At 33.3% G+C, this 26,038-nt stretch carries 20 protein-coding genes, 12 tRNA genes, 1 rRNA gene, 1 pseudogene and 1 other annotated feature; of the genes and pseudogenes, 28 read left to right on the top strand and 6 right to left on the bottom strand.

Annotated features, from left to right (window positions below):
• The first annotated feature begins 60 nt into the window (after window positions 1–60).
• The 15 genes from rrf (at window position 61) to BR44_RS02715 (ending at window position 4,713) form a co-directional block, all read left to right on the top strand.
• Window positions 61–176, top strand: a 5S ribosomal RNA gene (rrf, locus tag BR44_RS02785).
• Window positions 177–187: 11 nt separating this feature from the next.
• Window positions 188–260 (top strand) — tRNA-Asn (locus BR44_RS02780).
• Between the two features lie 51 nt (window positions 261–311).
• Window positions 312–400 (top strand) — tRNA-Ser (locus BR44_RS02775).
• Window positions 401–413: 13 nt separating this feature from the next.
• Window positions 414–485, top strand: a tRNA-Glu gene (locus BR44_RS02770).
• Window positions 486–497: 12 nt separating this feature from the next.
• Window positions 498–570: transfer RNA gene (locus BR44_RS02765), tRNA-Val, on the top strand.
• A 14-nt stretch (window positions 571–584) separates the two neighbouring features.
• Window positions 585–657, top strand: a tRNA-Asp gene (locus tag BR44_RS02760).
• Between the two features lie 24 nt (window positions 658–681).
• Window positions 682–757 (top strand) — tRNA-Phe (locus tag BR44_RS02755).
• Between the two features lie 12 nt (window positions 758–769).
• Window positions 770–853, top strand: a tRNA-Tyr gene (locus BR44_RS02750).
• Window positions 854–882: 29 nt separating this feature from the next.
• Window positions 883–953: transfer RNA gene (locus BR44_RS02745), tRNA-Trp, on the top strand.
• A 31-nt stretch (window positions 954–984) separates the two neighbouring features.
• Window positions 985–1,057, top strand: a tRNA-His gene (locus tag BR44_RS02740).
• Between the two features lie 9 nt (window positions 1,058–1,066).
• Window positions 1,067–1,138, top strand: a tRNA-Gln gene (locus BR44_RS02735).
• A 36-nt stretch (window positions 1,139–1,174) separates the two neighbouring features.
• Window positions 1,175–1,245 (top strand) — tRNA-Cys (locus BR44_RS02730).
• 31 nt (window positions 1,246–1,276) lie between these two features.
• Window positions 1,277–1,360: transfer RNA gene (locus tag BR44_RS02725), tRNA-Leu, on the top strand.
• A gap of 279 nt (window positions 1,361–1,639) precedes the next feature.
• Window positions 1,640–3,283 (top strand): phosphoenolpyruvate carboxykinase (ATP), encoded by a 1,644-nt coding sequence (locus BR44_RS02720; protein ID WP_034550442.1) that lies wholly within the window; start codon window positions 1,640–1,642, stop codon window positions 3,281–3,283.
• Window positions 3,284–3,456: 173 nt separating this feature from the next.
• Complete coding sequence (locus tag BR44_RS02715) at window positions 3,457–4,713, top strand: aspartate aminotransferase type Ic (RefSeq protein ID WP_034550440.1); 1,257 nt, start codon at window positions 3,457–3,459, stop codon at window positions 4,711–4,713.
• Window positions 4,714–4,792: 79 nt separating this feature from the next.
• Here the strand turns inward: BR44_RS02715 and BR44_RS02710 are convergent, their stop codons facing one another.
• Window positions 4,793–5,227, bottom strand: a complete 435-nt coding sequence (locus BR44_RS02710) for a DUF2188 domain-containing protein (RefSeq protein WP_034550438.1) — start codon at window positions 5,225–5,227, stop codon at window positions 4,793–4,795.
• Window positions 5,228–5,433: 206 nt separating this feature from the next.
• Between BR44_RS02710 and BR44_RS02705 the strand changes: the two genes are divergently transcribed.
• From BR44_RS02705 to BR44_RS02675, 7 genes are all read left to right on the top strand, one after another.
• Entirely contained in the window at window positions 5,434–6,288 is an 855-nt protein-coding gene (locus tag BR44_RS02705) for a methyltransferase domain-containing protein (RefSeq protein ID WP_034550435.1), read from the top strand.
• 349 nt (window positions 6,289–6,637) lie between these two features.
• Entirely contained in the window at window positions 6,638–7,807 is a 1,170-nt protein-coding gene (gene queG, locus BR44_RS02700; protein ID WP_034550432.1) for a tRNA epoxyqueuosine(34) reductase QueG, read from the top strand.
• A gap of 20 nt (window positions 7,808–7,827) precedes the next feature.
• Entirely contained in the window at window positions 7,828–8,337 is a 510-nt protein-coding gene (gene trmL / locus BR44_RS02695; protein ID WP_034550431.1) for a tRNA (uridine(34)/cytosine(34)/5-carboxymethylaminomethyluridine(34)-2'-O)-methyltransferase TrmL, read from the top strand.
• 170 nt (window positions 8,338–8,507) lie between these two features.
• Complete coding sequence (locus tag BR44_RS02690; RefSeq protein WP_034550429.1) at window positions 8,508–10,244, top strand: ABC transporter ATP-binding protein; 1,737 nt, start codon at window positions 8,508–8,510, stop codon at window positions 10,242–10,244.
• Window positions 10,245–10,249: 5 nt separating this feature from the next.
• Entirely contained in the window at window positions 10,250–12,031 is a 1,782-nt protein-coding gene (locus BR44_RS02685; protein ID WP_051912479.1) for an ABC transporter ATP-binding protein, read from the top strand.
• Between the two features lie 98 nt (window positions 12,032–12,129).
• The gene (gene yidD, locus BR44_RS02680) at window positions 12,130–12,384 is read left to right on the top strand and encodes a membrane protein insertion efficiency factor YidD (RefSeq protein ID WP_034550427.1); all 255 of its coding nucleotides are present in this window, start codon (window positions 12,130–12,132) and stop codon (window positions 12,382–12,384) included.
• Between the two features lie 24 nt (window positions 12,385–12,408).
• The gene (locus tag BR44_RS02675; protein WP_034550424.1) at window positions 12,409–12,681 is read left to right on the top strand and encodes a metal-sensitive transcriptional regulator; all 273 of its coding nucleotides are present in this window, start codon (window positions 12,409–12,411) and stop codon (window positions 12,679–12,681) included.
• Window positions 12,682–12,727: 46 nt separating this feature from the next.
• On the opposite strand, the gene BR44_RS02670 is transcribed toward BR44_RS02675, so the two are convergent.
• On the bottom strand, window positions 12,728–14,023 hold the full coding sequence (locus BR44_RS02670; protein WP_034550423.1) for an NCS2 family permease: 1,296 nt from the start codon (window positions 14,021–14,023) through the stop codon (window positions 12,728–12,730).
• Between the two features lie 498 nt (window positions 14,024–14,521).
• Between BR44_RS02670 and BR44_RS02665 the strand changes: the two are divergent.
• Window positions 14,522–15,349, top strand: a pseudogene (locus tag BR44_RS02665) (BMP family lipoprotein).
• A 94-nt stretch (window positions 15,350–15,443) separates the two neighbouring features.
• Here the strand turns inward: BR44_RS02665 and argS are convergent.
• Complete coding sequence (argS, locus tag BR44_RS02660; protein WP_034550420.1) at window positions 15,444–17,141, bottom strand: arginine--tRNA ligase; 1,698 nt, start codon at window positions 17,139–17,141, stop codon at window positions 15,444–15,446.
• A 94-nt stretch (window positions 17,142–17,235) separates the two neighbouring features.
• Window positions 17,236–17,452: a binding site (T-box leader), on the bottom strand.
• A 169-nt stretch (window positions 17,453–17,621) separates the two neighbouring features.
• On the opposite strand from argS, the gene argR reads away from it, so the two are divergent.
• The 3 genes from argR to BR44_RS02645 are packed head-to-tail and all read left to right on the top strand — an operon-like array spanning window position 17,622 to window position 20,543.
• Window positions 17,622–18,077 (top strand): arginine repressor, encoded by a 456-nt coding sequence (gene argR, locus BR44_RS02655; RefSeq protein ID WP_034550418.1) that lies wholly within the window; start codon window positions 17,622–17,624, stop codon window positions 18,075–18,077.
• A 13-nt stretch (window positions 18,078–18,090) separates the two neighbouring features.
• The gene (locus tag BR44_RS02650) at window positions 18,091–19,620 is read left to right on the top strand and encodes a phosphohexomutase domain-containing protein (protein WP_034550417.1); all 1,530 of its coding nucleotides are present in this window, start codon (window positions 18,091–18,093) and stop codon (window positions 19,618–19,620) included.
• Window positions 19,621–19,679: 59 nt separating this feature from the next.
• Entirely contained in the window at window positions 19,680–20,543 is an 864-nt protein-coding gene (locus BR44_RS02645) for an aldo/keto reductase (RefSeq protein WP_034550415.1), read from the top strand.
• 93 nt (window positions 20,544–20,636) lie between these two features.
• Here the strand turns inward: BR44_RS02645 and zwf are convergent, their stop codons facing one another.
• Entirely contained in the window at window positions 20,637–22,121 is a 1,485-nt protein-coding gene (zwf, locus tag BR44_RS02640; protein WP_034550414.1) for a glucose-6-phosphate dehydrogenase, read from the bottom strand.
• A 312-nt stretch (window positions 22,122–22,433) separates the two neighbouring features.
• Between zwf and BR44_RS02635 the strand changes: the two genes are divergently transcribed.
• Window positions 22,434–23,783: a DEAD/DEAH box helicase gene (locus BR44_RS02635; protein WP_034550412.1), complete on the top strand. Its 1,350-nt coding sequence runs from the start codon at window positions 22,434–22,436 to the stop codon at window positions 23,781–23,783.
• 75 nt (window positions 23,784–23,858) lie between these two features.
• Here BR44_RS02635 and BR44_RS02630 read toward each other — a convergent pair whose 3' ends face one another.
• Window positions 23,859–24,650 carry a DUF1189 domain-containing protein gene (locus tag BR44_RS02630; RefSeq protein WP_169740187.1) on the bottom strand — a complete coding sequence of 264 codons (792 nt, stop codon included), beginning with the start codon at window positions 24,648–24,650 and terminating at the stop codon, window positions 23,859–23,861.
• Between the two features lie 205 nt (window positions 24,651–24,855).
• On the opposite strand from BR44_RS02630, the gene BR44_RS02625 reads away from it, so the two are divergent.
• Window positions 24,856–25,464 carry a superoxide dismutase gene (locus BR44_RS02625; protein ID WP_034550406.1) on the top strand — a complete coding sequence of 203 codons (609 nt, stop codon included), beginning with the start codon at window positions 24,856–24,858 and terminating at the stop codon, window positions 25,462–25,464.
• A 269-nt stretch (window positions 25,465–25,733) separates the two neighbouring features.
• On the opposite strand, the gene BR44_RS12125 is transcribed toward BR44_RS02625, so the two are convergent.
• Window positions 25,734–25,988, bottom strand: coding sequence for a pentapeptide repeat-containing protein (locus BR44_RS12125; protein WP_425393571.1), 255 nt, complete (start codon window positions 25,986–25,988; stop codon window positions 25,734–25,736).
• Window positions 25,989–26,038: the final 50 nt, after the last annotated feature.

Raw genomic sequence — 26,038 nt, 5'->3', positions numbered from 1 at the left:
GCCCTTATAGTTAAACACTATCCAGTTTTGAGAGAACAACGTTCTCTTATATGTAAGATGTGTGGTGGCGATGGCAAGAAGGTCACACCTGTTCCCATGCCGAACACAGCAGTTAAGCTTCTTAGCGCCGATGGTAGTGAAGGGTTTCCCTTTGTGAGAGTAGGACGCTGCCGCGCATCTTCATCATTCCGCAATAGCTCAGCTGGTAGAGCGCATGACTGTTAATCATGATGTCGCAGGTTCGAATCCTGCTTGCGGAGTACATAGTTATCTATGGAAAAATAAATAGAGAGTTCTATTAGAACTACCTTGGAGAGTTGTCCGAGCGGCCGAAGGAGCATGATTGGAAATCATGTAGGCGGTGCACACTGTCTCAAGGGTTCGAATCCCTTACTCTCCGTTATACTAGTTTTGGCCCGTTGGTCAAGTGGTTAAGACACCGCCCTTTCACGGCGGTATCACGGGTTCGAATCCCGTACGGGTCATTTTGTATTACCGGAGGTTTAGCTCAGCTGGGAGAGCATCTGCCTTACAAGCAGAGGGTCGGCGGTTCGATCCCGTCAACCTCCATGTTTAACTTTAAAGGTCTCGTGGTGTAGGGGTTAACATGTCTGCCTGTCACGCAGAAGATCGCGGGTTCGATTCCCGTCGAGACCGTTGTTTTTTATAAAAACATATTTAGGCCTGGTAGCTCAGTTGGTAGAGCACTTGATTGAAGCTCAAGGTGTCGGCAGTTCGATTCTGTCCCAGGCCACCATTTTTAAATAGCGGAGGGGTAGCGAAGTGGCTAAACGCGGCGGACTGTAAATCCGCTCCTTCGGGTTCGGCAGTTCGAATCTGCCCCCCTCCACCATTTTTTTAAGCAAGGGATCCTTTTTTTATAGGGATATAGTTCAATGGTAGAATTATGGTCTCCAAAACCATCGATGTGGGTTCGAATCCTACTATCCCTGTGTTACTTTTTAAAATAAACCTTTTATTATGGCGGTTGTGGCGAAGTGGTTAACGCACCGGATTGTGGTTCCGGCATACGTGGGTTCGATCCCCATCAGTCGCCTTTTTTTATTGGGCTATAGCCAAGCGGTAAGGCAAGGGACTTTGACTCCCTTATGCGTTGGTTCGAATCCAGCTAGCCCAGTTTTATTTTATTTTTTAAACAATCAAATTTAAGGATGGCGGTATAGCCAAGTGGTAAGGCAGAGGTCTGCAAAACCTCCATCACCGGTTCAAATCCGGTTACCGCCTTATTCGATTTTATTGATTGTTTACCTATCTTGCCGGCGTGGCGGAATTGGTAGACGCGCTGGACTCAAAATCCTGTGCCCGCGAGGGCGTGCCGGTTCGATTCCGGCCGCCGGTATAAAACAAGACATCAAACGTTTTTATAACGTTGTGGTGTTTTTTTTGTATGAAAATGAATTTCTGTAGCTACACTAAATAGAACCCTAATTATTTTAATATTATCTTCTGTATCATTTTATTGTAAAGTTAATGGTATTTTTGATATGATAAGAGTAATTAATGAAAACGATTTAATTATAAACACTGTTTTAGATATAATAATGAAAAGGAGGATTTCAGTTTAATATTTCTATTAAGATGTGTTGTTTTTATATCTTTTTATAAGGGAGCGGATTAGATGTCAACAAAAGAAACTTTTCAAAAATCAGAAATTATAAAAGAGAACCCTATTTTTTCACCATTACGTTCTGTGGTCGAGACAGCTATGTACAGTAATAATGTGAAAGAAATAACGAATATAAGCCAAGCATATGATCTAGCTTGGCAATCTCCAGGTACAATAGTGACAGATTTGTTAGTAAAATATCCAGAAAAATTAGGTCTTCCAAACGATGCAAAAGTATTAGTAGAAAATGGCGGAGCAATTGTTGGGAGAACCGCTATTGCGAGAAGAATTGTTGGCAACAATAAAGAAGAGGATATAAAATTAGCTGGAATTACTAGAGAGGCTGTTTATCAAGGATCTTTAAAAAAACGTTATAAAGCGAGTGCATACGTGGGTTTAGATAAAGAATTTATGATTAAAGCCCATCTTTCTGTTCCAGCAGGGCAGGAAAATAATTTGTATTCTTGGTTACTAAATTTTCAAATTACAAATGAGTTTTATAATGATATGTATTCTCATTCACATGAGATAGATGCAGGAGATATTTATATTTATTCTGATCCTTACTGGAAACATCCCGATTATCCTCTTGGCTTAGCTTATTTTGATACAGATCATAATGCAGCTATAATTCTGGGGATGAATTATTTTGGGGAATTAAAAAAAGCAACATTAACTTTGGCATGGGGAACGGCTCATAGAATTGGTTTTGCTTCTTGTCATGGTGGACAAAAAAAATTCGAGCTTTCTGATCATACGAATTATGTTTCAGCTTTCTTTGGTTTATCTGGATCAGGTAAATCAACACTGACACATGCTAAGCATGATGGCAAATACCCAATTGAAGTCTTACATGATGATGCGTTTATTATTTCGTTAACAGATGGATCATCAATTGCATTAGAACCTTCTTATTTTGATAAGACACAAGATTACCCTTCAGATCATGAAGAAGTAGATTACTTTGTAACGGCACAAAATGTGGCTGTAACATTAGATAGTGCTAAAAATAAGGTCTTGTTGACTGAAGATGTAAGAAATGGAAATGGACGTACCGTGAAATCGCGTTATTCTACACCGAATAGAGTTGATCGATTCGAGGAACCAATTAATGCTATCTACTGGATTATGAAAGATGATAGCCTTCCACCAGTTATTAAAGTTGATGATCCGATTTTAGCAGCTAGTTTTGGTGCTACACTCGCTACAAAACGTTCGACAGCTGAGCGCTTAAAAGAAGGTGTAGATATGAATAAGTTAGTCATTGTGCCATATGCTAATCCTTTTAGAGTATACCCGTTATCAGAAGACTATGAACAGTTTAAGTATCTTTTTGAAGTAAATGGAATTGATTGCTACATCATCAACACGGGGTTCTTCTTAGATAAAAAAATTACACCGTCTATTACGCTTGGAAGTATTGAAAGTATTGTAGACGCAACAGCAAAATTTGAATCTTTTGGGACTATTGAACATTTGAGTTATATGAAAATAGAGGGGTATGAACCAGATTTCGAAGATAAGGCCTATAAAGAACTAGTTCGTGAAAGATTACAAATGAGAGTTGATCATATTATAGAAATGAATGTAGAGGGTGGCTTGGATATTCTACCAAATGAAGTTTTAATAGCGATGAATAACACTATAAAAGATTAAAAAGTAACATATTGATTATTTTGAATTTTTCAACTAATCTATTCTTTGTTTAATTATATAGCTAGTACTTGTGCTTAATTGATTTATATTTGAAGAAAAATACTTTTGATATCTAAGTAGAACTTCGTTATAATTTTATAAAGAATGCTATTTAAGAGAAGAGGAACAGATAGATGAATTTTCAAAAAAAACCAAGGAATCAAAAATTAATTTTTCTAGAAGAAGAATACAATGAATATGTTAAGAATCCAATGAATTTAAATATTACACGGGGTATCCCGAGCGAAGATCAGTTGATGTTGTCTGAGAAAATGTTAGGTATACTTAAAAAACCTGAAGACTTTCTGAGCAATAATACAATTGATATCCGTAATTATGGAGAGTTAACCGGTATTCTAGAAGCAAAAAAATTATTTTCTACTATTTTAGGATCAGAAATGGAAGAAATAATTATTGGTGGCAATTCAAGTTTGAGTTTAATGTATTTAGTTTTAACAACAAAATTATTTATGGGATCAACACCTTGGAAAAAAGATGGACCGATCAAGTTCCTATGTCCAAGCCCAGGTTATGACCGACATTTTTCAATGGCTGAAAAGTTAGGTTTCGAAATGATTCCAGTTGAGATGGATGAAAATGGACCAAATATGACAAAAATTGAACGTTTAGTAGTCCAAGATGCATCTATCAAGGGAATTTGGTGTGTTCCTACCTATAGTAATCCAACCGGTATTATTTATTCAGATGAAGTTGTTGACCGTTTAGCAAAAATGCCTACTAAAGCATCAAACTTTACTATTATGTGGGATAATGCTTATGTTGTTCACCATTTAACTGAGGATGTTAAAGTTGCAAAAAATATATTAAAAGCATGTAAAAAAGCTGGTTATCCAGAACGCCCCTGGATGTTTTGTTCAACTTCAAAAATTACTTTTCCAGGAGCAGGTGTTTCAGCAGTGGCTGCTTCAGGAAAAAATACAGCTATGTTAGCAAAAGAATTAAGTTATCAGACTATCGGTTTTGACAAATTAAATCAAATGCGACATGTAAAATTTTTGGGAAATAGGAAACAATTAGCAAAACATATGCAGAAACATGCCACTATATTAAAACCTAAATTTGATTTGATTCAAAAAAAATTAAATGAGCGATTTAAAGGTAGTGATTTGTTAACTTGGAGCGATCCAAAAGGTGGTTATTTTGTCCATTTAACAACTATGGATGGATGTGCTACGAAAATTGTTGAATCACTGGATAAGATTGGAGTTAAAGTGACTAAAGCAGGAGCAACCTATCCGAAAGGAGATAACCCAAAAGATAATAGTATTCGTTTAGCTCCGACTTCAGTCGAACTAACTGATTTAGAACAAGCGATGGATGCAATTGGATTGTGCATTGAGATGGTTAGTTTAAAAGAAAATATGAAATAGATTTAAAAAAGAGAAGTCATCCCACTTTTTTGGGATGACTTCTCTTTTAAATTTCATATTCATATAAAAAATAAGACTCTTAATTTTCTCTAGTACCATCTTTATTGTAAATTATAATTTTTGATTCCTTGTTGGCTGCAATCTCTTTAGCACGTGACACTGCTCTGATTTTCATATCAAAAGTTTCACTAATTTGTTTAGCTCCTTTTGTTTTTACTGCCCATCGATCAGCAGTATAAAAAACAATTACATCGTTATCTAATAAATCAATGTTCCCGCCAGATGTCTCATGTTTATCATTTTTATTAAGATTGTTCTCTTTTTTTAGTTCGTATATTTCTTTTTCGCTAGCATTGTTTATCCATTCTTTAGCTTGAGAAATTGCAATAGGAATTGCACGGTCATCTTTATAACCATTTTCTAGCAAAGCGTTAGCAATGTCGATCGTTTTTTTTCGGAGTAATGGGTCGATTTTTTTTAAAGAAGCTGGGTAATCAGTCATATTCCATGGCATTTTCATCATCCTCTCAAAATAAACATCTTATTATATTAGTTATAACATTCACTCCAAAAAGTGGCAAATGATACTACTTTTTTAAAAAAATGAAAAAGCAACATGTCTGAAAACTAAAGCTTTGAGAGCTCAATAATGCTATAATATAGAAAATAACAAGTGAGCCATTATTTAAATGAACACAATATTTAGAAAGAGGGTATAGTGTGAAAAAAATAGAATTAGCTAATCAATTTTTACAAAATAATATGGATTTATTCGAATGTCCAGTCTGTCATTTTAAAATTAAAAAAATTGAAAAACATAGTTTAAAATGTACAAATGGTCATTCATTCGACTTATCAAAAAAAGGGACCCTCTATTTCTTATCAAAAGGTTCAAAAAATGAATACAATAAAAAAATGCTAGAAGCGAGGTATAAGATTGCGCAAGCCGGTCTATTCAACCCTTTGTTAGAAGCGATTTATGAACACATTGAAAATAAGAAAGATGGTAGTTTATTAGATGTAGGTTGCGGTGAAGGATCTCAGTTGGATTATTTAACACAATTGGGTTTATCTGGAAATAAAATTGGATTTGATATATCTAAAGATGCTATACAATTAGCAGCTGGTAACTTTACAAGTGCTCTTTTTTGTGTGGCAGACTTAGCCCAATCTCCTTTTGCAACAAAAAAATACGATACATTATTAAATATCTTCTCGCCTTCAAATTATGAAGAATTTGAACGTTTACTAAAATCGAATGGAATTATTATAAAAGTTGTTCCCGAAAAAGATTATTTGATTGAACTACGAAAGTTACTTTATCATGATCAAAAAGAAAAACAAACCTATTCTAATCAGTTAGTTGTTGATAAGTTTAAAGAACATTTTTTAGAAATTGAAACAAAACGAATTAGCTATTCATTTTCTTTAACAAGACAAGACTTTTTAGATTTAATGGAGATGACGCCTTTAAGTTGGGGAGCTAGTACAGAAGCAAAGCAATATGCATTAGATCATCCATTATCAAGTGTTACTGTTGATGTTTGTTTATTAATAGGTAAGAATAAAGCGTGACAGTATTTTAAATGTAAAGAAAATATATTTATATAACGTAATTTATATAATTAAAAAGGTAAATTCTATCTTGCAAGTTATACCTGTGGGTGTTATATTACGTATAAGCTATTATTATTCATTCGTTTTTATCAGGAATCCATCAGATTTTGATAAAAGTTAGTGAAAGTTAATAATGCATCATTAACGTATCATTTCGCAGTGCTGGACACCGAAATGATACGTTTTTTTTATTTCATTAAAAATATAGCTATAATTAATTTTAAATAAAGCAAATGAAAAACACACTTTTTTATTAAGCTGTTATGCTAGAATATATAAAGAGTTTTAATGGAGGGAGTGAACTGTTTTGGTCATTTTACAGGTAGAGTTGAAAGAAAAAATTATTGAAGAAAGTCAACGATTAGGAATTAACAAAATTGGTTTTACAACGGCAGAACCTTTTTCAGATTTAGAAAATAAACTGATAGCCCAACAAGAAAAAGGACACCATTCTGGATTTGAACACAAGAACATTAAAGAACGAATTCATCCTGAATTGATTTTCAAAAGCCCACGTTCCATTATTTCAATTGCTTTAGCCTATCCGACTAAAATAGAAAATCCTCCAGAGCGTATAAAAGGTGAAAGACGTGGCGAATTTGCTCGAGCTTCTTGGGGAACGGATTATCATGTTATTTTACGAGAGAAAATGAATCAGTTAATTGAGTATATTCGTAAAGAAGCTGGCGATTCAGTTACTTATAAGCCAATGGTTGATACGGGCGAATTAGTAGATGTTGCTGTTGCTAAAAGAGCAGGACTAGGTTTTGTTGGTAGGAATGGTTTGTTGATTACCAAGGAATTTGGTTCGTATGTTTATTTAGGTGAAATTATAACTAATTTAAATTTCCCAATTGATGAAGAGATTCCTTTTGGTTGTGGTGACTGCACAAGATGCGTGGGTGCTTGTCCTACTGGAGCTTTATTGGGAGATGGACGTATGAATGCGAAACAATGTCTTTCTTACCAAACTCAAGCAAAAGGCATGATGCCTGAAGAATTTCGCAGACGAATGGGACATGTCATTTATGGGTGTGATATTTGCCAAGTAGTTTGTCCATATAACAAGGGAAAAAATGCTCGATTTCATCCAGAAATGGAACCAGACCCAGAGACTGTTATGCCGAAATTAAAACCGCTTCTTACTATAAGCAATAGAGACTTTAAAGAAACCTTTGGCTACATGGCTGGTTCATGGCGAGGAAAGAAACCCATACAAAGAAATGCGATTATTGCTTTGGGAAACTATCGTGACAAATCAGCTTTACCTGATTTGCTACATTGTGTGGAGAAAGATCCACGTCCTGTTATTCGTGGAACAGCAGCCTGGTCGATAGCTAAGATTGTTTCTTATAAAGATGAAATGATTATTGAATTTTTAGAAGAAGCATTAGAAAGCGAAATAGACGAAGAAGCTAAAGTTGAAATAAGTCAGGCTATTGCTTCTATTCATATAAAAAAAGAAAAAAGAAAGTAATATTCAGGGGGATGCGTTACATGACGAATCATATTGTATTATTTGAACCACAAATACCAGCTAATACTGGAAATATAGCCAGAACATGCGCCGGTACGAACACACATTTGCATTTGATTGAACCATTAGGTTTTTCAACAGATGATAAACATCTTAAAAGAGCAGGATTAGATTATTGGAATGATGTAAACATTACGTATCATCCCAATTTATCGGCTTTCATGGAGACGGTCGGAAGCGATTATCTGTACTTGATTACTAAATTTGGGCATCGTACATATAGTGAACCAAATTATTCTAATCCAGAAGAAAACTACTATTTTATGTTTGGAAAAGAAACAACAGGCTTACCAGAAGAATTTATGAGAAAGCACGAAGAAAATTGCTTAAGAATTCCTATGGATGATACGCATGTACGTTCGTTGAACTTATCCAATACAGCAGCTATTTTAGTATATGAAGCACTACGTCAACAAAATTTTATGGATATGGAATTAACACACCACTACGAGAATGATAAGTTAGATTAATACCAATAAAAAATACTAAAAAGAGGATTGGCTCTTTAGTATTTTTTTTATTCCGTAAATGGTTTATAAAAAATTGTTTAGTGAATGAAATGAAGAAGGCTTACAACAGACTTGCCATCATTTTTTGTAACCGCTACAATAAAGAGGATTAAGAGAAAAGAGGTTTTATGATGTTTCATTTATTTAAAAAGCTAACTCCTTTTTTTTTAGAGAATAAAAAAAGATATGGATGGGCAATTTTTGCTATGTTGATCGGAAATGGACTCGTTTTGATTCCTCCTTTTATTATTGGACAGGTAATCGATGGAATTTACTTGAATGAATTAACAGATAAAATATTGATTAGACAAACTTTTTTATTTATTTTTTCTATTATTTTTTCTTATGGAATTGAAATTTTTTGGGGTTATCAACTATTTGGCGGGAAAAATGTGTTAACTAATAAGTTACGCGGACAATTAATGAATCATTTTTTAAAGATGCGTTCTGTATTTTATCAAAAATTTAGAACAGGTGATTTAATGGCACGGGCTACAAATGATTTGGATGCTATTTCTGAAATGGCTGGATATGGCATTATGATTACGATGGATTCTACAGCTTTTTTTGGTGTTATTCTTTTAACCATGTTTTTATCGGTGTCTTGGAAGCTAACTTTAGCCTGTATTTTACCGCTACCTATATTAGGATACTTATTAAAAAGATTAGGTGATCAGGTACATGTCCGCTATAAAGAATCGCAAGATGCTTTTGCTGAAATTAATGATGAAGTATTAGAAGCCGTAGAAGGTATCCGAGTTATAAGAGCATATGGAAGACAAGAAGCTATGTCAGCTCAGTTTGATTCAAAAACATCAGAGGTTTTACAAAAAAACATCTCTGTTGCAAAAATAAATTCTGCTTTTCAACCACTAATAAAAATTACATTGGGACTAAGTTATGTCCTTGCCTTTGGATTAGGAGCTATTTTAGTTTCTAGAAACGAACTAACTATTGGACAGTTAGTTTCATTTCAAGTTTATCTTAGTATGTTGATTTGGCCAATTCAGTCAATAGGTGAACTAATTAATCTACTCCAACAAGGAAATGCTTCGATGGATCGTGTGATGGAAGTATTGAATGCAGATGATCAAATGGAGAATAAAGGCTATAAGAATATTTTGGAAAATGAAACGATAAAATTTGAACAGGTTTTTTTTAGTTATCCAGATTCAAAGAAACTGAGCTTAAAACAAATTAATTTGGAAGTTCCAAGAGACACAACCTTGGGAATTGTTGGCAAAACAGGAAGTGGAAAAACAACACTTATTCGTCAATTATTAAGAGAATTCCCGAGTGGCCAAGGACAGATTACCATCGGAGATGTTCCGCTTGGTGAGATAAAGCAAGAGCACCTAAGTTCAAAAATTGGATATGTCCCTCAAGAACATATTTTATTTTCTGGTACAATTCGTGATAATATTGCTTTTGGGAAAAAAGACGCATCAGGAAAAGAAATAAAAGAGGCATTAAGATTGGCAAACTTTGAAAAAGATATCGATAGAATGCCAGAGGGAGTGGATACTCAAATTGGAGAAAGAGGTATTTCACTCTCGGGTGGTCAAAAACAGCGGATAGCTATTGCTAGGGCTTTAATTAAAGATTCAGCTATTTTAATTTTAGATGATTCTTTATCAGCTGTTGATGTTGAGACAGAAAAAAAGATTATTCACAATTTAAAACAAAACCGAAAACATAAAACAACCATTATTATCACTCATCGTTTATCTTCTGTCTATCATGCAAAACAAATTATTGTGATGGATAACGGTATGATAACTGAAAAAGGGACACACAAAGAATTAATGGACAAAAAAGGTTGGTACGAAAAACAATTTATTCGTCAGCAATTGAAAGAGGAGGAATAAATTTTATGAAAACTTTAAAAATACTTTGGTCTTATTCAATGAAGAAAAAAAGCTATTTTTTAGTAGGACTGATACTATTAAATCTAGCTGTAATAACTGATTTAAGCGGTCCACTAGTCATTCGTTATGTGATTGATGATATTATTGCGCCTTCAGGTGAATCGTCGCTTGAAGCAAATAAATTGTTGGTGTTTTTGAGTATTTTTTTAATTTTGGCTCTCTTAACAGCACTTTTTCGCTATTTCAGTTTCTTATTGTTAACTGTAGGTGCTAATATAGTTGTAAAGTTAATAAGGAATGAATTATACACTCACGTACAAAAATTGCCAATTCGTTATTTTGATACAGTTGCCGCTGGTAAAATTGTTTCTCGTATAACGAACGATACGGAACAACTTCGTATTTTTTATGTAATTTCAGTTGGCCAAATGTTAACAAATTTTAGTTATTTAATCGGTATCTATATTGCTTTATTTCAGTTAAATAGTTTTTATGCTTTACTATCGTTTGCATTGATCCCTATATTTTTATTTTGGGCAATTATTTACCAAAAATATGCAGCACCAGTTAATAAAAAAATTCGCCAATTAGTTGGAGAAATAAATGGAAAGTTAAATGAAACGATTCGAGGCATGACCATTATTCAGGCTTTTCAACAAGAAGAATCGATTGAAAAAGAATTTGATGAGACTAATAACAAATGGTTTGATTACAGTCAAAAATTTGTGTTATTAGATTCAATCGCATCTTATAGCTTTGTAGAGGTTATAAAAAGCTTTTCACTGCTACTATTGATTTTATATTTCGGAAGGAGCTATCTAGATGAGTCGCTTATAGTAACAGTTGGAGTTCTGTACGTTTTCATTGATTATACTACTCGTTTATTTCAACCGATACAAGGAATTGTTTCTCAATGGTCTTATTTACAAACTGCGTTAGCATCAGCAGAACGTGTTTTTGATATAGTTGATTTACCAGTTGAAGTAGAAAGTAAGCAAGATTTTGAGTCATTAAAGAATAAAATAGTTTTTGACCAAGTGTATTTTTCTTATAAAAAAGACGATTATGTATTGAAAAATATCAACTTTAAAACAAAAAAAGGAGAAACAACAGCTTTAATAGGTCACACTGGATCAGGTAAAAGTTCTATTATAAACTTGCTTTTTCGTTTTTATGATCCTGATAAAGGTGCTGTTTATCTAGATGACTATACTACGACATCTATTTCACGAAAAAGTATACGGAAGCAAATGGGAATTGTGTTACAAGATCCTTATTTATTTAAAGGAACAATTGCATCAAATATTACGTTAAATGATCCAACAATATCACGTGAAAAAGTTAAAGAGGCTATTAAAGCTGTTGGTGGAGAAGTCCTATTGCGAGATATGCCTTTAGGGATTGATGAACCTGTAACAGAAAAGGGGAGTACTTTGTCATCTGGACAAAAACAGTTAATCTCTTTTGCTCGTGCACTAGCATTTAATCCAGCAATTTTAATATTAGATGAAGCTACTGCTAACATTGATACGGAAACAGAAGAATTAATTCAAAATGCTATGAACGTTGTGAAAGAAGGTAGAACTACATTTATTATTGCCCATAGATTATCTACCATCCAATATGCAGACCAAATCTTGGTTATGAATAAAGGGGAAATAGTAGAAAGAGGAGACCACGCTACTTTATTAAGTTTGAATGGCGAGTACGCTAAAATGTACAAGGCACAATCAGAAGAGAGAGCAACTAATGATTCTCTTGATTTTGAAACGATTAACTTAAAATAATTTATAGAAATGCCATTAATCTACGCATAAAATAAGCATTAGGCTTTACAAAATATACGGGGACGGGTATAATGGATAGTGAGAAGGCGAGGGAAAGTATGAAAAAAATTCTTATCAAAAGTATCAAAGGCTATCAAAAAGGTATTTCTCCGATGTTTCCGCCGACTTGTCGTTATTATCCAACCTGTTCAAGTTATACAATTGAAGCTATTGAACGACATGGTTCCTTAAAAGGAACAGTAATGGGTACCGCTAGAATATTAAGATGCCATCCATTTGTTCGTGGTGGGTATGATCCTGTTCCAACTAAATTTACTTTAAAGAGAAATCAAAAAAAAAATAATAGGGATTAAAATGTACTAAGGAGGTGTTTTTAGTTGGAAAATAAAAAAAATGAATATAAACCAAATATAAAAGTAATCAATCGGATAAAAAGATCTGAGGGTCAAATGAGAGGTGTTTTAAAGATGATTGAAGAGGGGCAGGACTGTAAAAATCTTGTCACACAATTATCTGCTATACGTACGAGTATTGACCGAGCTATGGGGATTATAGTAGCTGAAAATCTAGTAGAATGTGTCGCTGATAATAGTTCTAGTCATGAAGAGAGTATTCAAGAAGCTATTGATTTGTTAGTTAAAAGTAGATAAATTAAAATCCTTATTTTCTCAATAATAGAGAAAATAAGGATTTTTTTTAGCTTAAGAAAAAGAGTTGAATAATGAAAAGAACAGCAAAAATATAAACAAAAGGATGAACAGATTTTGCTTGTCCACTAAAAAATTTCGTAATAGGGTAGCTTATAAAGCCTAATGCCAAACCTGTGGCAATACTTCCCGTTAAAGGCATAGTTAGAATGACGATAAAGGCTGGAAATGCTTCTGATAAATCAAACCAGTTTATTTCAGCTGTACTGGCCATCATAACCGTACCAACAATGACTAAAGCAGGAGAAGTAATAGCGGGTACACTTGAAATTACATTAAATAAAGGATAAAAGAAACTCGACAATGCAAACATCACGGCAATTGTCAAAGCAGTTAAACCGGTACGTCCTCCAGCTGCAACACCTGTTCCGGATTCTGCAAATGCTGTCGTCGGACTAGTTCCAAAAACTGCGCCTACTGTTGTTCCAATTGCGTCTGAAAGCAATGCTTGCTTAGCATTTTTCAAATTTCCATCTTTCATCAAGCCAGCTCGTTTTGTTACGGCAATCATTGTTCCTGTAGTATCAAAAATAGTAATTAATAAAAATGAAATAACGGCACCATACAAACCATTGGAAACAATGTCTATAAATGGAGATATTGGATTAGTAATCATTAAATCAGAACCAAAATCTGGCATAGCAATAATCCCGTCAAATTGAATCATACCCATAAAATAACTAATAATTGTGATAACAATCATTCCAATAAATAAAGCACCTTTTACATTTAAAATCATTAAACTAATACTTAAAATAATACCAAATAAAGTCAGTAATACACTAGGATCTTTTAAGTTCCCCAAAGCCACTAAATTTTCTTCATTTCCAACAACTACCTCTGAGAGACGTAAACCCACAAAAGCTATAAATAAACCAATACCTGCCGCAATAGCTGATTTTAAAGATTCAGGTATAGCTCCAATTAATCTTTCTCTGAAAGTTGTAAAAGATAGTAACAAAAAGATAACACCGGCTACAAAAACAGAAGAAAAAGCTGTTTTATAATCCACACCACTAGCAACAACGGTCACAAAGTAAGCATTCAACCCTAGTCCAGGAGCCACTCCAATGGGATAATTAGCAGCTAAAGCCATCCAAGTCGTTCCAACTACTGCTGAGACTATCGTTGCCATAAAGATTTGATTAAAGGGAATACCTGCTGCTGATAATATAACAGGATTAACTACAATGATGTAAGCCATTGTTAAAAAGGTAGTTAAACCTGCTAAAATTTCTGTTTGCACAGTCGTATTATTTTGTTCTAATTGAAAAAATTTATTCAAACTATTTCCTCCTAAAATTAATAAAAAATGATGCCATTTACCATCATAATTCTTTTGAAAACTGATTGCAATAAAAAGATAACTATCCCTTTGTGTTTTTTATTAAAAAACAGTTATTAACCTCTTAATCATAAAAAAAAATTATTTTTATGTCTTAAAAACGAATGTTCGAAACTATTTTTTTATAATTTATCGTGTTTAATTTTGAAGAGTTTTTTAAAATGATAGGATGAAAGTGTAAAGAAAAAAATGGTAAAATGGAGGAGTTATTAAATTTGAAAAAATGATTCTTTAGGCCTTGTCACAGCTGTAGTTAGTATCAGTATCTTATTAGGAGCATGCGGAGCCGAGAATACTGCTAAAGCAAAAAGTAACAAAAAAAAGCCTAGCACTGTTGGATTAGCAGCTGACTTTAGTAGTATTGACGATAAATCGTTTAACCAATCAGCTTGGGAAGGGTTAGAAGCATGAGGTGAAAAGAATGTTTTATCAAAAGGGATTCAAGGTTACGACTCTATTCAAGCTGAATCCGCTTCTGATTATGTCATGAATTTACGAACACTAGCTAATAATAAATTTGATACTGTTGTAGCAATGGGTTTTAAATTGACTGAAGCTATTATAGAAGTAGCGCCTCAATTTTCTGAAACAAATTTTGCTATTATTAATGTTGCTATGCCAAAAACAAACAATGTTGCTTCATTAGTTTTTAAAGACAATGAATCAGCTTTTTTAGCAGGTGTTGTAGCTCCTGCAACAACAGTATCTAATAAAGTAGGATTTATTGGTGGTCAAGAATCGGAGGCTATCGATAAATTTGAAGCAGGATTTGTTCAAGAAGTAAAAATAGTAAAACCCAATAGAAAGGTTCAGGTTGAATACGTAGGCTCGTTCGCTGATTCTGCAAAAGGATAAGCTATTGCAGCTGTAATGTATGCAAGTGGAGCAGATGTCATCTTCTAAGTAGCAAGGGATTCAGGTAATGGTGTATTTTCTGAGGCGGAAGATTTGATGCACTTAAACCCAAATGTTAAGAAATGGGTTATTAGTGCAGATTGTGACCAAGCTGAGGAAGGTAAATACAACGAAGGAAATAGCACGCTTACTTCCACATTAAAACGTACGGGAAAGGCAATTCAAGATATTGCGGACAGAGCATCAAAAGGAGATTTTCCTAGGGGAGAAGTATTAAATTATGGCTTATCTCAAGATGGAGTTGGTTTAACTGGTGGTCAACTTTCAAAAGAAATAATAAATAAAATTGAAGGGTTTAAGCAACAAATTATGGATGGAGAGATAGAATCAGCAGAAAAGTCAGGGAAATAAAAAACGGATGCCAAAAAACAACCTGTTAACTAATTCTATCATTAGTTAACAGGTTGTTTTTGGTTGCTGTCATTTTTGAAAGTTAATGAACTTTTTACATTTGATCAGGAGATTTTACTCCTAATAGTCTCAAATCCTCTTTTAAGATTGTTGCGACTGATTTGACTAAAGCTAAACGTGCGGGTTTTTCTGAATCCTCAGTTAGTACTTTGCTATTTGCATAATATCTATTGAAAGCCTGAGCTAACTGTAGAGAATGTTTAGCAATAACTGACGGTTCACGTTTTTCATAAGCTTTTTGTACAAGGGTTGGATACTCTTGTAATAATTTTACAATTTCCCAACTATAAGCGTCATTTAAAGCATAGGTATCATTAAGGTTAATGTCTGTTGGATTTCCAGCTTTGCGTAAGATACTCATTGCGCGAGCTCTAGTATATTGAACATACGGACCAGTTTCGCCTTCAAAACGAACAACTTCTTCTAATACAAAGTCAAAGTTATTTAAGCGATCATTTTTAAGATCATGGAAGATAACAGAGCCGATTCCAACTTGGCTAGCGACTTCGTCTTTATTTGGTAAATCAGGATTTTTTTCTGCAATTTGTTTATGAGCTAAGTTAATAGCTTCATTTAAAACTTCTTCAAGTAACACGATTTTACCTTGACGTGTAGATAATTTTTTCCCACCTTGAGTTATTAAACCAAAGGCAATATGTTGCATATCATCTGCCCAGCTAAGATCCATTTCTTTTAACACAGCATTCAATTGCTTGAAGTGATTGCTTTGTTCATTTCCAACGACATACAAACTTTGTGCAAAGTCATAATTCCGTTTACGGTAAAAGGCTGCTGCCAAGTCACGAGTGATGTAAAGAGTGGCACCATCAGATTTTTTGATTAATGCAGGGTTTAAGTTGTATTTATCTAAATCAACAATACTAGCTTTTTGATTGATTTTTAATAAATTCTTTTCTTCGAGCAATTCGACAACTTCGTCCATTTTATCGTTATAGAAAGCTTCGCCACTGATAGCGTCAAATTGGATATCCAACAAATCATAAATATGGTTGAATTCTTTTAATGATTCTTCACGGAACCATTCCCAAAGGGAAACGGCTTCTTCATTGCCATCTTCTAATTTTTTGAACCATACACGAGCATCTTCATTTAATTCTGTTTGTTCCTCAGCTACTGCATGGAATTTAACATAAAGTCGCAATAATTCAGTAATTGGCTCAGCATCAATAGCGTCTGCATTTCCCCATAATTTATAAGCAACAATTAGTTTCCCAAATTGAGTTCCCCAGTCGCCTAAGTGGTTAATTTTAATTGGCTGGTAACCAACTTTGCTGTAAATATTAGCCAAAGCATTTCCGATAACCGTTGAGCGTAAATGTCCCATTGAAATAGGTTTTGCAATATTAGGCGAAGACATATCAATCGGAACATTCCGGTTTTCACCAATGGCTAAGTCACCATAATGTTCTCCTTGTGTTAAAACATCTGCTAATACAGCAGCACTAACTGTTTTTTTATCCAAGAAAAAATTTAAATAAGGTCCAACGACTTCCGTTTTTTCGATAATGGATGAAGAGATTTTTCCACCCAAATCTGCAGCAATTTGCTGAGGAGCTTTTTTAAAGACTTTTGCTAATATAAATGTTGGGAAAGCTACATCACCATGTTCAGCTGTTTTAGGTTTTTCAAGTAAGTTAAAAATTTTATCAACAGTAAGTGTTTCACCAATTTGTTCATGTAGAGCAGTGGCAACGAGTAATTTATAATTCATTTTTTATTCCTCCTATTTATAGCTACTTTATCTATCTATTAATTGAAGCTCCAGAATACAAAAAAAGCCCTGATTTGATTTACAAATAAATCAAAAAAGAGACGAGGTTGAGCCCGCGGTACCACTCTTGTTGTTTTATCTAAAGGACAAAACCACTTGTTTTTAGATAACGGCAAACAAAACCGAATAATTCTACTAGTTTCAAATTATTTTCTCAAAAGTGCGGTTCTTGATTTGTTTGTCATTGGCTCACACTATCCCAATTCGCTGTGAACAACCTAAATCAATACTCTCTTTATCATCGAATCAATATTTTTTTCTGGTTAATTAATTATAGCAAAGTATTTACATTAATTCCATTGATTTTAAAAAAGAATTTTTATTCATTTCTTTTATAGATAATTCAATAAATCTAAGCGTATTCATCCTTTTTTTGGTATAATATCATTAAATCGTTTAATTATGAGGAGGTCTTGCAGTATGAAAAAACCTAATAGACAACTAGCTATAAAGCAAATCATTAATAACTATGATGTGGGTACACAAGAAGAGCTATTGCACTACTTAAAAGAAGAGGGAGTAGAAGCAACACAAGCAACGATTTCACGTGATATCAAAGAAATGCATTTAGTGAAAACGACGACTTCCAGTGGAAACGTTAAGTATGCTCTTTTCCAAAATAATAAAATGTCTACTGAAGAAAAACTACAATCATCTCTAAGTGAGGTTGTGATTAAATTAACGCGTGTTGAATTTCTGACCATCTTGATGACTATTCCAGGTAATGCTCATGTTATCGGAGCTTTAATGGATGCTATTGATTTTCCTGAAAAAGTAGGAACAATTGCTGGTAATGATACCTGTTTGATTATTTCGAAAAATGGAGAAGATGCAGTTAAGATGTATGATTATTTACACAAATGGATAAATGTATAAAGGGAGGTTCATCATGGCAACACTATCTGAATTTAATTTAACAAACTTACAAAATGGATCTGATATTAGAGGAATTGCTATTCAAACAAAAAATAATGAACAAACGTTAACCGATGAACGAATTGAACAAATCAGCTATGGTTTATTAGTATGGCTAAAAGACATTAAAAAATTAAATTACCAAACGAATAGTATAAAAGTTGCGATAGGCTATGATAGTCGACTGTCTGCTAATAGAATTCAAAAAATCGCAATGAATACGTTAATCAAACTAGGAATTGATGTTGTTGATGTCGGCCTAGCTACAACGCCAGCCATGTTCATGTCAACACAATACAAAGATTTTAATTGTGATGCAGCAGTTATGATTACTGCGAGTCATTTACCTTACGAATACAATGGCTTAAAAATATTTACAAAAGATGGCGGAGCAGAACATGAAGATATTGAGTTTATTTTAAAAAACGCTGATGTGAAAAAACTAACTGATGCAGAAAGTAAGGGAACTGTAAAAAAGGCTAATTTACTAAAAGTCTACGCAGCCGATTTGAGAGAAAAAATCAAACGAGGGATAAATGATGTTAAAAGCCATGAAAAACCGTTAGCTGGTAGACACATTATTGTAGATGCAGGTAACGGAGCTGGAGGTTTTTTTGCAACTGAAGTTTTAGAAAAATTAGGTGCAACTATCTCAGGTAGTCAATTTTTAGATCCAGACGGGACATTTCCAAATCATATCCCTAATCCAGACAACAAGGAAGCCATGACTAGCATTCAAAAAGCAGTTTTAAAGCATCAGGCTGATTTAGGAATTATTTTTGATACCGATGTAGACAGATCTGCATTAGTCGACCATGAGGGTGTTCCATTAAATAGGAACAACTTGATAGCTGTTATATCTGCTATTCTTATAGATGAGAATCCAGGAACGACAATTGTAACAAATTCAGCTACTTCAGAACATTTGAAAACCTTTATAGAAGAATTAGGTGGCAATCAGAATCGTTACCTAACAGGATACCGTAATGTCATCAATCAAGCATTAAAGCTAAACCATGAAGGTATCCATACTTCTTTAGCTATAGAAACAAGTGGGCATGCAGCACTTAAAGAAAACTACTTTTTAGATGATGGTGCTTATTTAGTTGCAAAAATATTAATTGCTGATGCTCGTTTGCGCAAAGAAAATAAAAAAATTGGAAGCTTAATTGAAGCGTTGGAACAACCGTTAGAAACGGATGAAGTCCGTTTTCGTATTCTGACTCAACCCATTAAAAAAATAGGATTAGACACAATCGAAAAATTTAGTAAATTTATTAAAGGTATGCCCGATTTGACCATTGAACCTAATAATAGTGAAGGCGTAAGGGTAAATACTGAAGGAATCTACGGTGCTGGCTGGTTTTTACTACGGATGAGCTTACACGAACCATTATTAGTATTGACTTTTGAAAGTGATACAATAGGAAAAATCAAAAATCTTCGTCAAGACTTAAAAGTTTTTTTCAATGCACAGGATTGTTTGGAATCATCTGACTTGTAATCAAACTCAAAATTACCTTATGATAAATAGGTAAATACAATTGAGGGAGCTGTTGGTAAATGAATTATGCATTGTTGGATAGTTATGAATGTTACAACGGAGTTGAAATTCCTAAGATAGGTTTAGGTGTTTTTTTAATGAAGGATGAAAATGAACTAATCGAAGCAATCAAATCCGCTGTTGAATTTGGTTATCGCCACTTTGATACAGCTAAAATATATGAGAATGAAGAGTATGTTGCAAAGGGACTAAAAGAAGCTGGTATTTCACGTGAGGACATTTTTTTAACTTCAAAGGTCTGGAATTATGATCAAGGATACGAAGAAACAAAAATAGCTTTTCAAGAAACATTAGATAAATTAGAAACAGACTATTTGGATTTATATTTAATCCACTGGCCTGTAGAAAAGTTTGTAGATACATGGAGAGCCATGATTGAGTTATATGAAGCCGGGAAAATTAGAGCTATTGGTGTTTCAAACTTTCAAATCCATCACTTAAAAGAATTGAAGAATGAAGGCCTACTACAGCCGATGATTAACCAAATTGAAACTCATCCTGAATTCCCGCAAAATGAATTGCATGACTATATGAAAGAAAATGGAATCATCCACGAGGCATGGGGACCTTTAGGACAAGGAAAATCAGAGTTATTAATTCATCCTATCTTAGCTGAAATAGGTCAAAAATATTTCAAAACCCCAGCACAAGTTGTCTTACGTTGGCATTTAGAACGTGGTATAGTTATCATACCTAAATCTGTTCATAGAAATCGAATTAAGGAAAATAGTGAACTAGATGATTTTACTCTAACTCAAGAAGATATGGATAGGATTGCTTCACTGAATACAGAAACTCGTTATGGTGGAGATCCGGATAATCAAGAACGACTCAGAGCAACATCTACTAAACCAATAAAATGAAAAAAGGATTTGGCGTTTAATCTGCCAAATCCTTTTTTGTGGTTTTATCTTATTTGATTATAAAAATGACTGTATTATTCTAGCTGATAGCATTTATTTTTTGTTAGGACACCAATGCCATTTAAAACCGTCTTTAATTAATAGTTGTTCACTATCAATAGGTCCCATAGACCCACTGGCATAATTAGGGAAATCTACTTTTTCTTTGTCCCATTGATTACGGATAATATCAACAAATTTCCAAGAAGTCGCCACTTCATCCCAGTGAGTGAAATTGGTTGAATCTCCATTTAAACAGTCTAAAATAAGTTTTTCATAGGCTTCAAGGCTATTTGCAGTAGTTTCAGCAGAATATTTATGCTCTAGCTGTAACGTTTCTGTCGCTAAACCAAGACCTATTTTTTTAGTGTTTAATTCTAAAGAAAAACCTTCTGTAGGTTGAATATAAATGGTAAGAACATTAGCCGGTAAAGGTTCATCATTATTATCAAACAAGTTTAACGGAACGTTTTTAAATTCAATATCAATTTGTGTCCCTTTTTTAGTTAATCGTTTCCCAGTACGGAAATAAAAGGGAACACCAGTCCATCTAAAATTATCAATCATAATTTTTCCGGCAACAAATGTTTCTGTTTGAGAATCTAGTGCAACATTCATTTCTTCACGATACCCATTTAAATTTTTGCTAATATCGTTGTGACTAGGACCGTATTGACCTCTAATCATGTAGTCTGAAACTTCATCTGGTTCTAATAGTCGAACAGCTTTCAAGGCTTTAATTTTTTCAGTTCGGATTTCTTTATCTTTTAAGCGAGTAGGGGGTTCCATGGCTAATAAAGAAATGATTTGTAAAATATGGTTTTGTAGCATATCTCTTAAAGCACCACTCGTATCGTAATATCCACCACGTTCTTCCACGCCAAGAGATTCACCTAATGTAATTTGAATATTATCAATGTAACGACTATTCCACATTGATTCAATCATGTAATTACCAAATCGGATAGCTGAGATATTTTGAACCATTTCTTTCCCTAAATAATGATCTATACGGTATATTTGGTTTTCCTCAAAAGAGGCTCTGATTTGATTATTTAATACTAAGGCACTTTCAAAATCTTGACCAAATGGTTTTTCAATAATCAATCTATTAAACCCAGTAGTTGTTATTAAGTCTCGGTCCTTTAAATTTTGTGAGATAACACCAAAAAAATTAGGAGACATTGCTAAATAAAATAAGCGATTTCCTTCTAATTGATATTGTTTATCCAGTTTTTCGGATAATTTCTTTAAGGTATCATAGTGTTCTATATCCGTTACGTTATGAGACTGATAATAAAAATGACTTGCAAATTCTATTGCATGCTCATGTGATTCAGTTATATTTTGGATTGACTCAACAACGACTTCACGATAAAAATCATCAGTCCATTCTCTTCTAGCAGTACCAATGACTGCAAACTTTTCTTTAAGGTATCCTTTTTTGTATAATCGATAAAGAGAAGGATATAATTTCCTTTTTGCTAAATCTCCTGTTCCACCAAATATGGTGAATAGACCGTTCTTTTCTTTACTCATATGCCGTAATCACTCCTTCAATCGATATAACACTACTAGTTAATGTTTCCCCTAAAAGGGTTATCTTTTATATTATACAAGTATATGATATAGGAATCAATTTTTCTAGTTTATTCATGTTTAATTATTTTTGAGATAATGGAAGTGAAATACCGCTAAAAAGTTCAAGGGATTAATAAGATAGAAAATCTAGGCTTTATATATAATGGCAATGACTCATCAAAATGAACAATTTCTTAACGGAGCAAGTGGAATTATGTTATAATGTAACAGATGCAAGAGAGTATCGATAGAAAAGAGGCGTACGAATAGATGGAACATACATTTGAAAGATTTAGCATACAACCATTTTTAATAGAAGCAATTAACGAAATAGGTTTTACACAACCTACAGAAGTACAAGAAAAACTTATTCCAGCTATAAAAAAAGGGAAAAGTGTTATCGGACAATCCCAAACTGGTTCAGGTAAAACACATACATTTTTATTGCCTTTAATTGATGGCATTAATCCTGCCAAAAAAGAAGTCCAGGTTGTTATTACTACACCAAGTAGAGAATTAGCTGAGCAAATATCTAAAGCTGCTTTACAATTAGTAGAGAATGCACCAGAGAAAATTAACATTCAAACTTATGTAGGTGGCACAGATAAAAAACGTCAAATTGCTAAATTAGCAGGAACACAACCTCATATTGTTATCGGAACACCAGGTAGGATTTTAGATTTGATGAATGAAAAAGCTTTGCTAATTTATACAGCACCTGTTTTAGTGGTAGACGAAGCCGATATGACATTGGATATGGGATTTTTAGAAGATATCGATAAAATTGCCAGCAAATTACCAACAGAATTGCAAATGCTCATTTTCTCAGCAACTATCCCAAATAAGTTAAAACCTTTCTTGAAAAAATATATGGATAATCCTTTATACGAGCAAATTCAACCAAAAGACATTATTTCTAAGAATATTGAAAACTGGCTTATTTCTACAAAAGGCCGTGAGAGAATTGATGTTATTTATGAGCTGTTAACAATCGGACAACCGTATTTAGTGATGATATTTGCCAATACAAAAGTAAAAGTAGATGAAATAGCTGAAGGATTAAAATCAAGAGGAATTAAAGTAGCCAAAATTCATGGAGATATTCCGCCACGTGAGAGAAAGCGTGTGATGAAACAAGTTCAAAACTTAGACTACCAATTTGTTGTTGCAACAGACTTAGCTGCTCGAGGTATTGATATCGATGGAGTTTCTCATGTAATTAATGCTGAAATCCCTCGGGACTTAGATTTTTTCATTCATAGAGTAGGCCGGACAGGTCGTAAGGACTTAAAAGGAACAGCTATTACATTGTACTCACCAAGCGAGGAAAACCTTGTCATTGATATTGAAAAAATGGGGATTACATTTGAACCGAAAAGTATCAAACATGGAGAGATTGTTGATACCTTTGACCGTAAACGACGAGCACAACGTGAAAAGAAAAAAACAGAATCTCTTGATGGCGAAACTAGAGGAATGTTGAAAAAAGCTAAAAAGAATATCAAACCAGGATATAAGAAAAAAATGGGTCGAGTCATTAAAGCAAGTAATGTGAAAAAACGCCGTACAGAGCGTCGTTCACAAGCAAATGCTATAAAAAAAGCAAACAAAAATAAATAAAATAAAGAATAGTAATTGAATTCTTCAAAAAAACCAGTGTGTTACATAATAAAATGTAACACACTGGTTTTTGGTTTACTTTTTAATTGTTTTTTCTTTAGGTATTTTTTTTATGGATAGATAATAGAAATAAGTCGTTATAGCTAACGTTGCTTCAAGTTGGAAATAAGGAGTCAACTGAAAACTATTCAATAGAGCGAAGAAAACAGTAGGTAAAGTAGATGCAAATAAAACGATCTTCCAATTATCAGAAAAACGAAGAGAACGACGACTAAAAGTAGCTACTAGGTTAGCGAAAACCGTGTAAAGTAAATTATAGATGATGACAATCACTAAACTGGCTAACCAAATTAAAATAAATGAAAAGATTAGGATTAAAATATTAACTCTTTGCATTCCTAGTACTAAGTCTTTAAAAAAAGTATCTGATAGTCCATTCATTCTAGAATAAGATATATTTCCAGGATAGCCTGGTGCACTGAGATATAAACCATCTTTAAGTAAGGCAAGTCCTATTGTTGTACCAATAGTATTCTGTTCAACATCTTCAGCTGTTTGTTCACCGGTAGGATCAAAAGTAAAAATAATTGAATCTGTCTGATAAATAAAGCTTTTAGTACTTTCTTCAGTTACTAACTTATCATCTTCTATTTTAAAAGAGGGCAATTGTTCGGCTATTTTTTGGCCGTCTCTTTTAAAGTCAGCTAATAATTGATTTCCTTGAATCCAAGTTGGGATAGCTGTAATGAAAGAAAGTATGACTAAATACAGTATTATTTTTTTCTTATTTAAAGTACGTGCCGAGCTTAACTTTTCTGGATTAAAAAAAGAAGCTTTCATTAAGTTAAAAAGTTGAATATCAATCACTCCTAATAGTTTGATAAAAATCGTTCTTTATTATTGTAAGCTTTTATAATAGAAAACTCAATGATTGCTAATAAAATCTACTTTAAAATGAATAAATAATTTATTGTATTAATTGTAAGCAAAGACTTTGAATTTTATTATGAAAGGTGTTACATTTAAATGGTAACAGAGAAAAAATAATATAAACACGTGGAGGAATTTAACTATGGCTTATGAATTACCAGAACTACCTTATGCTTATGATGGATTAGTACCAACTATCGATGAAGAGACAATGCACTTACACCACGATAAACATCACAATGCTTATGTTACAAATTTAAATAAAGCAGTTGAAAAGTATCCAGAATTAGCAAAAAAATCAATTGAAGAATTAATTTCTGATTTAAATGCTGTTCCAGAAGATATTCGTACTGCAGTTCGCAATAACGGAGGCGGACACGTCAACCATAGCTTCTTTTGGAAAATTCTTTCTCCAAATGGTAAAAGTGAACCTACTGGGAAATTAAAAGAAGATATTGAATCAACTTTTGGTAGCTTAGATAAGTTTAAAGAAGAATTTGCAGCTTCAGGAGCAGGAAGATTTGGTTCCGGTTGGGCATGGTTAGTGTTAGATGAAAACAAATTAGTTATCACTTCAACACCTAATCAAGATTCTCCATTATCAGAAGGAAAAACTCCAATCTTGGGACTTGATGTATGGGAACATGCTTATTATTTAAATTACAAAAACGTGCGTCCTGATTACATCAAAGCTTTTTGGAATGTAGTTAATTGGGATGAAGCAGCAAAAAATTACGCAGCAGCAAAATAATTAATAAATAAAAACCCTTAGAAAATGATCATTTTCTAAGGGTTTTTTTAGTTAATGTTAATGCCTAAAGTACTAACGATAACTAAGACTTGCACACCGCGTAAGGTAATTCCTTTTAGCAAATTAATAGAAACACCAAATTTATCGAAAGTAGGTAGAGGAACTTAAATCCAATGTATTCAAATTTGTTTGCATCAAATTGATTTCATTTAAATCATATTGATTAAAAGAAAGTTCTTTCCGATTAATCTCAAAAAAGTCACTCTCATTTAAAGTAGTCTTGTAAAAACTAACTTTTTTAATGAAGTGTAATTGAAAGAACTATAATTAGCAAAGCATCTAGTAAATAAGACATCCATCATAGAAGATTGAGCAAAGTTTGTTCCAAAAAGTTTAGTGCTTGAAAAGTGAGTGCATTGAATGATTGATTCAATCAGTTCTGTATTGCTAATATCGCAATTATCAAAATGAACAGCGATTAATTCTATTTGATAAAAAACATACTGTTTAAAATTGACATTCACGAATGCAACATTTTTAAAGCAAACTTTTTCAAAAGTAATATCAGTAAGTG

Source organism: Carnobacterium funditum DSM 5970, from assembly GCF_000744185.1.
In the GTDB taxonomy this organism is placed as follows: Bacteria; Bacillota; Bacilli; order Lactobacillales; family Carnobacteriaceae; genus Carnobacterium_A; species Carnobacterium_A funditum.
This window is presented reverse-complemented; position numbering and strand designations above follow the sequence as displayed.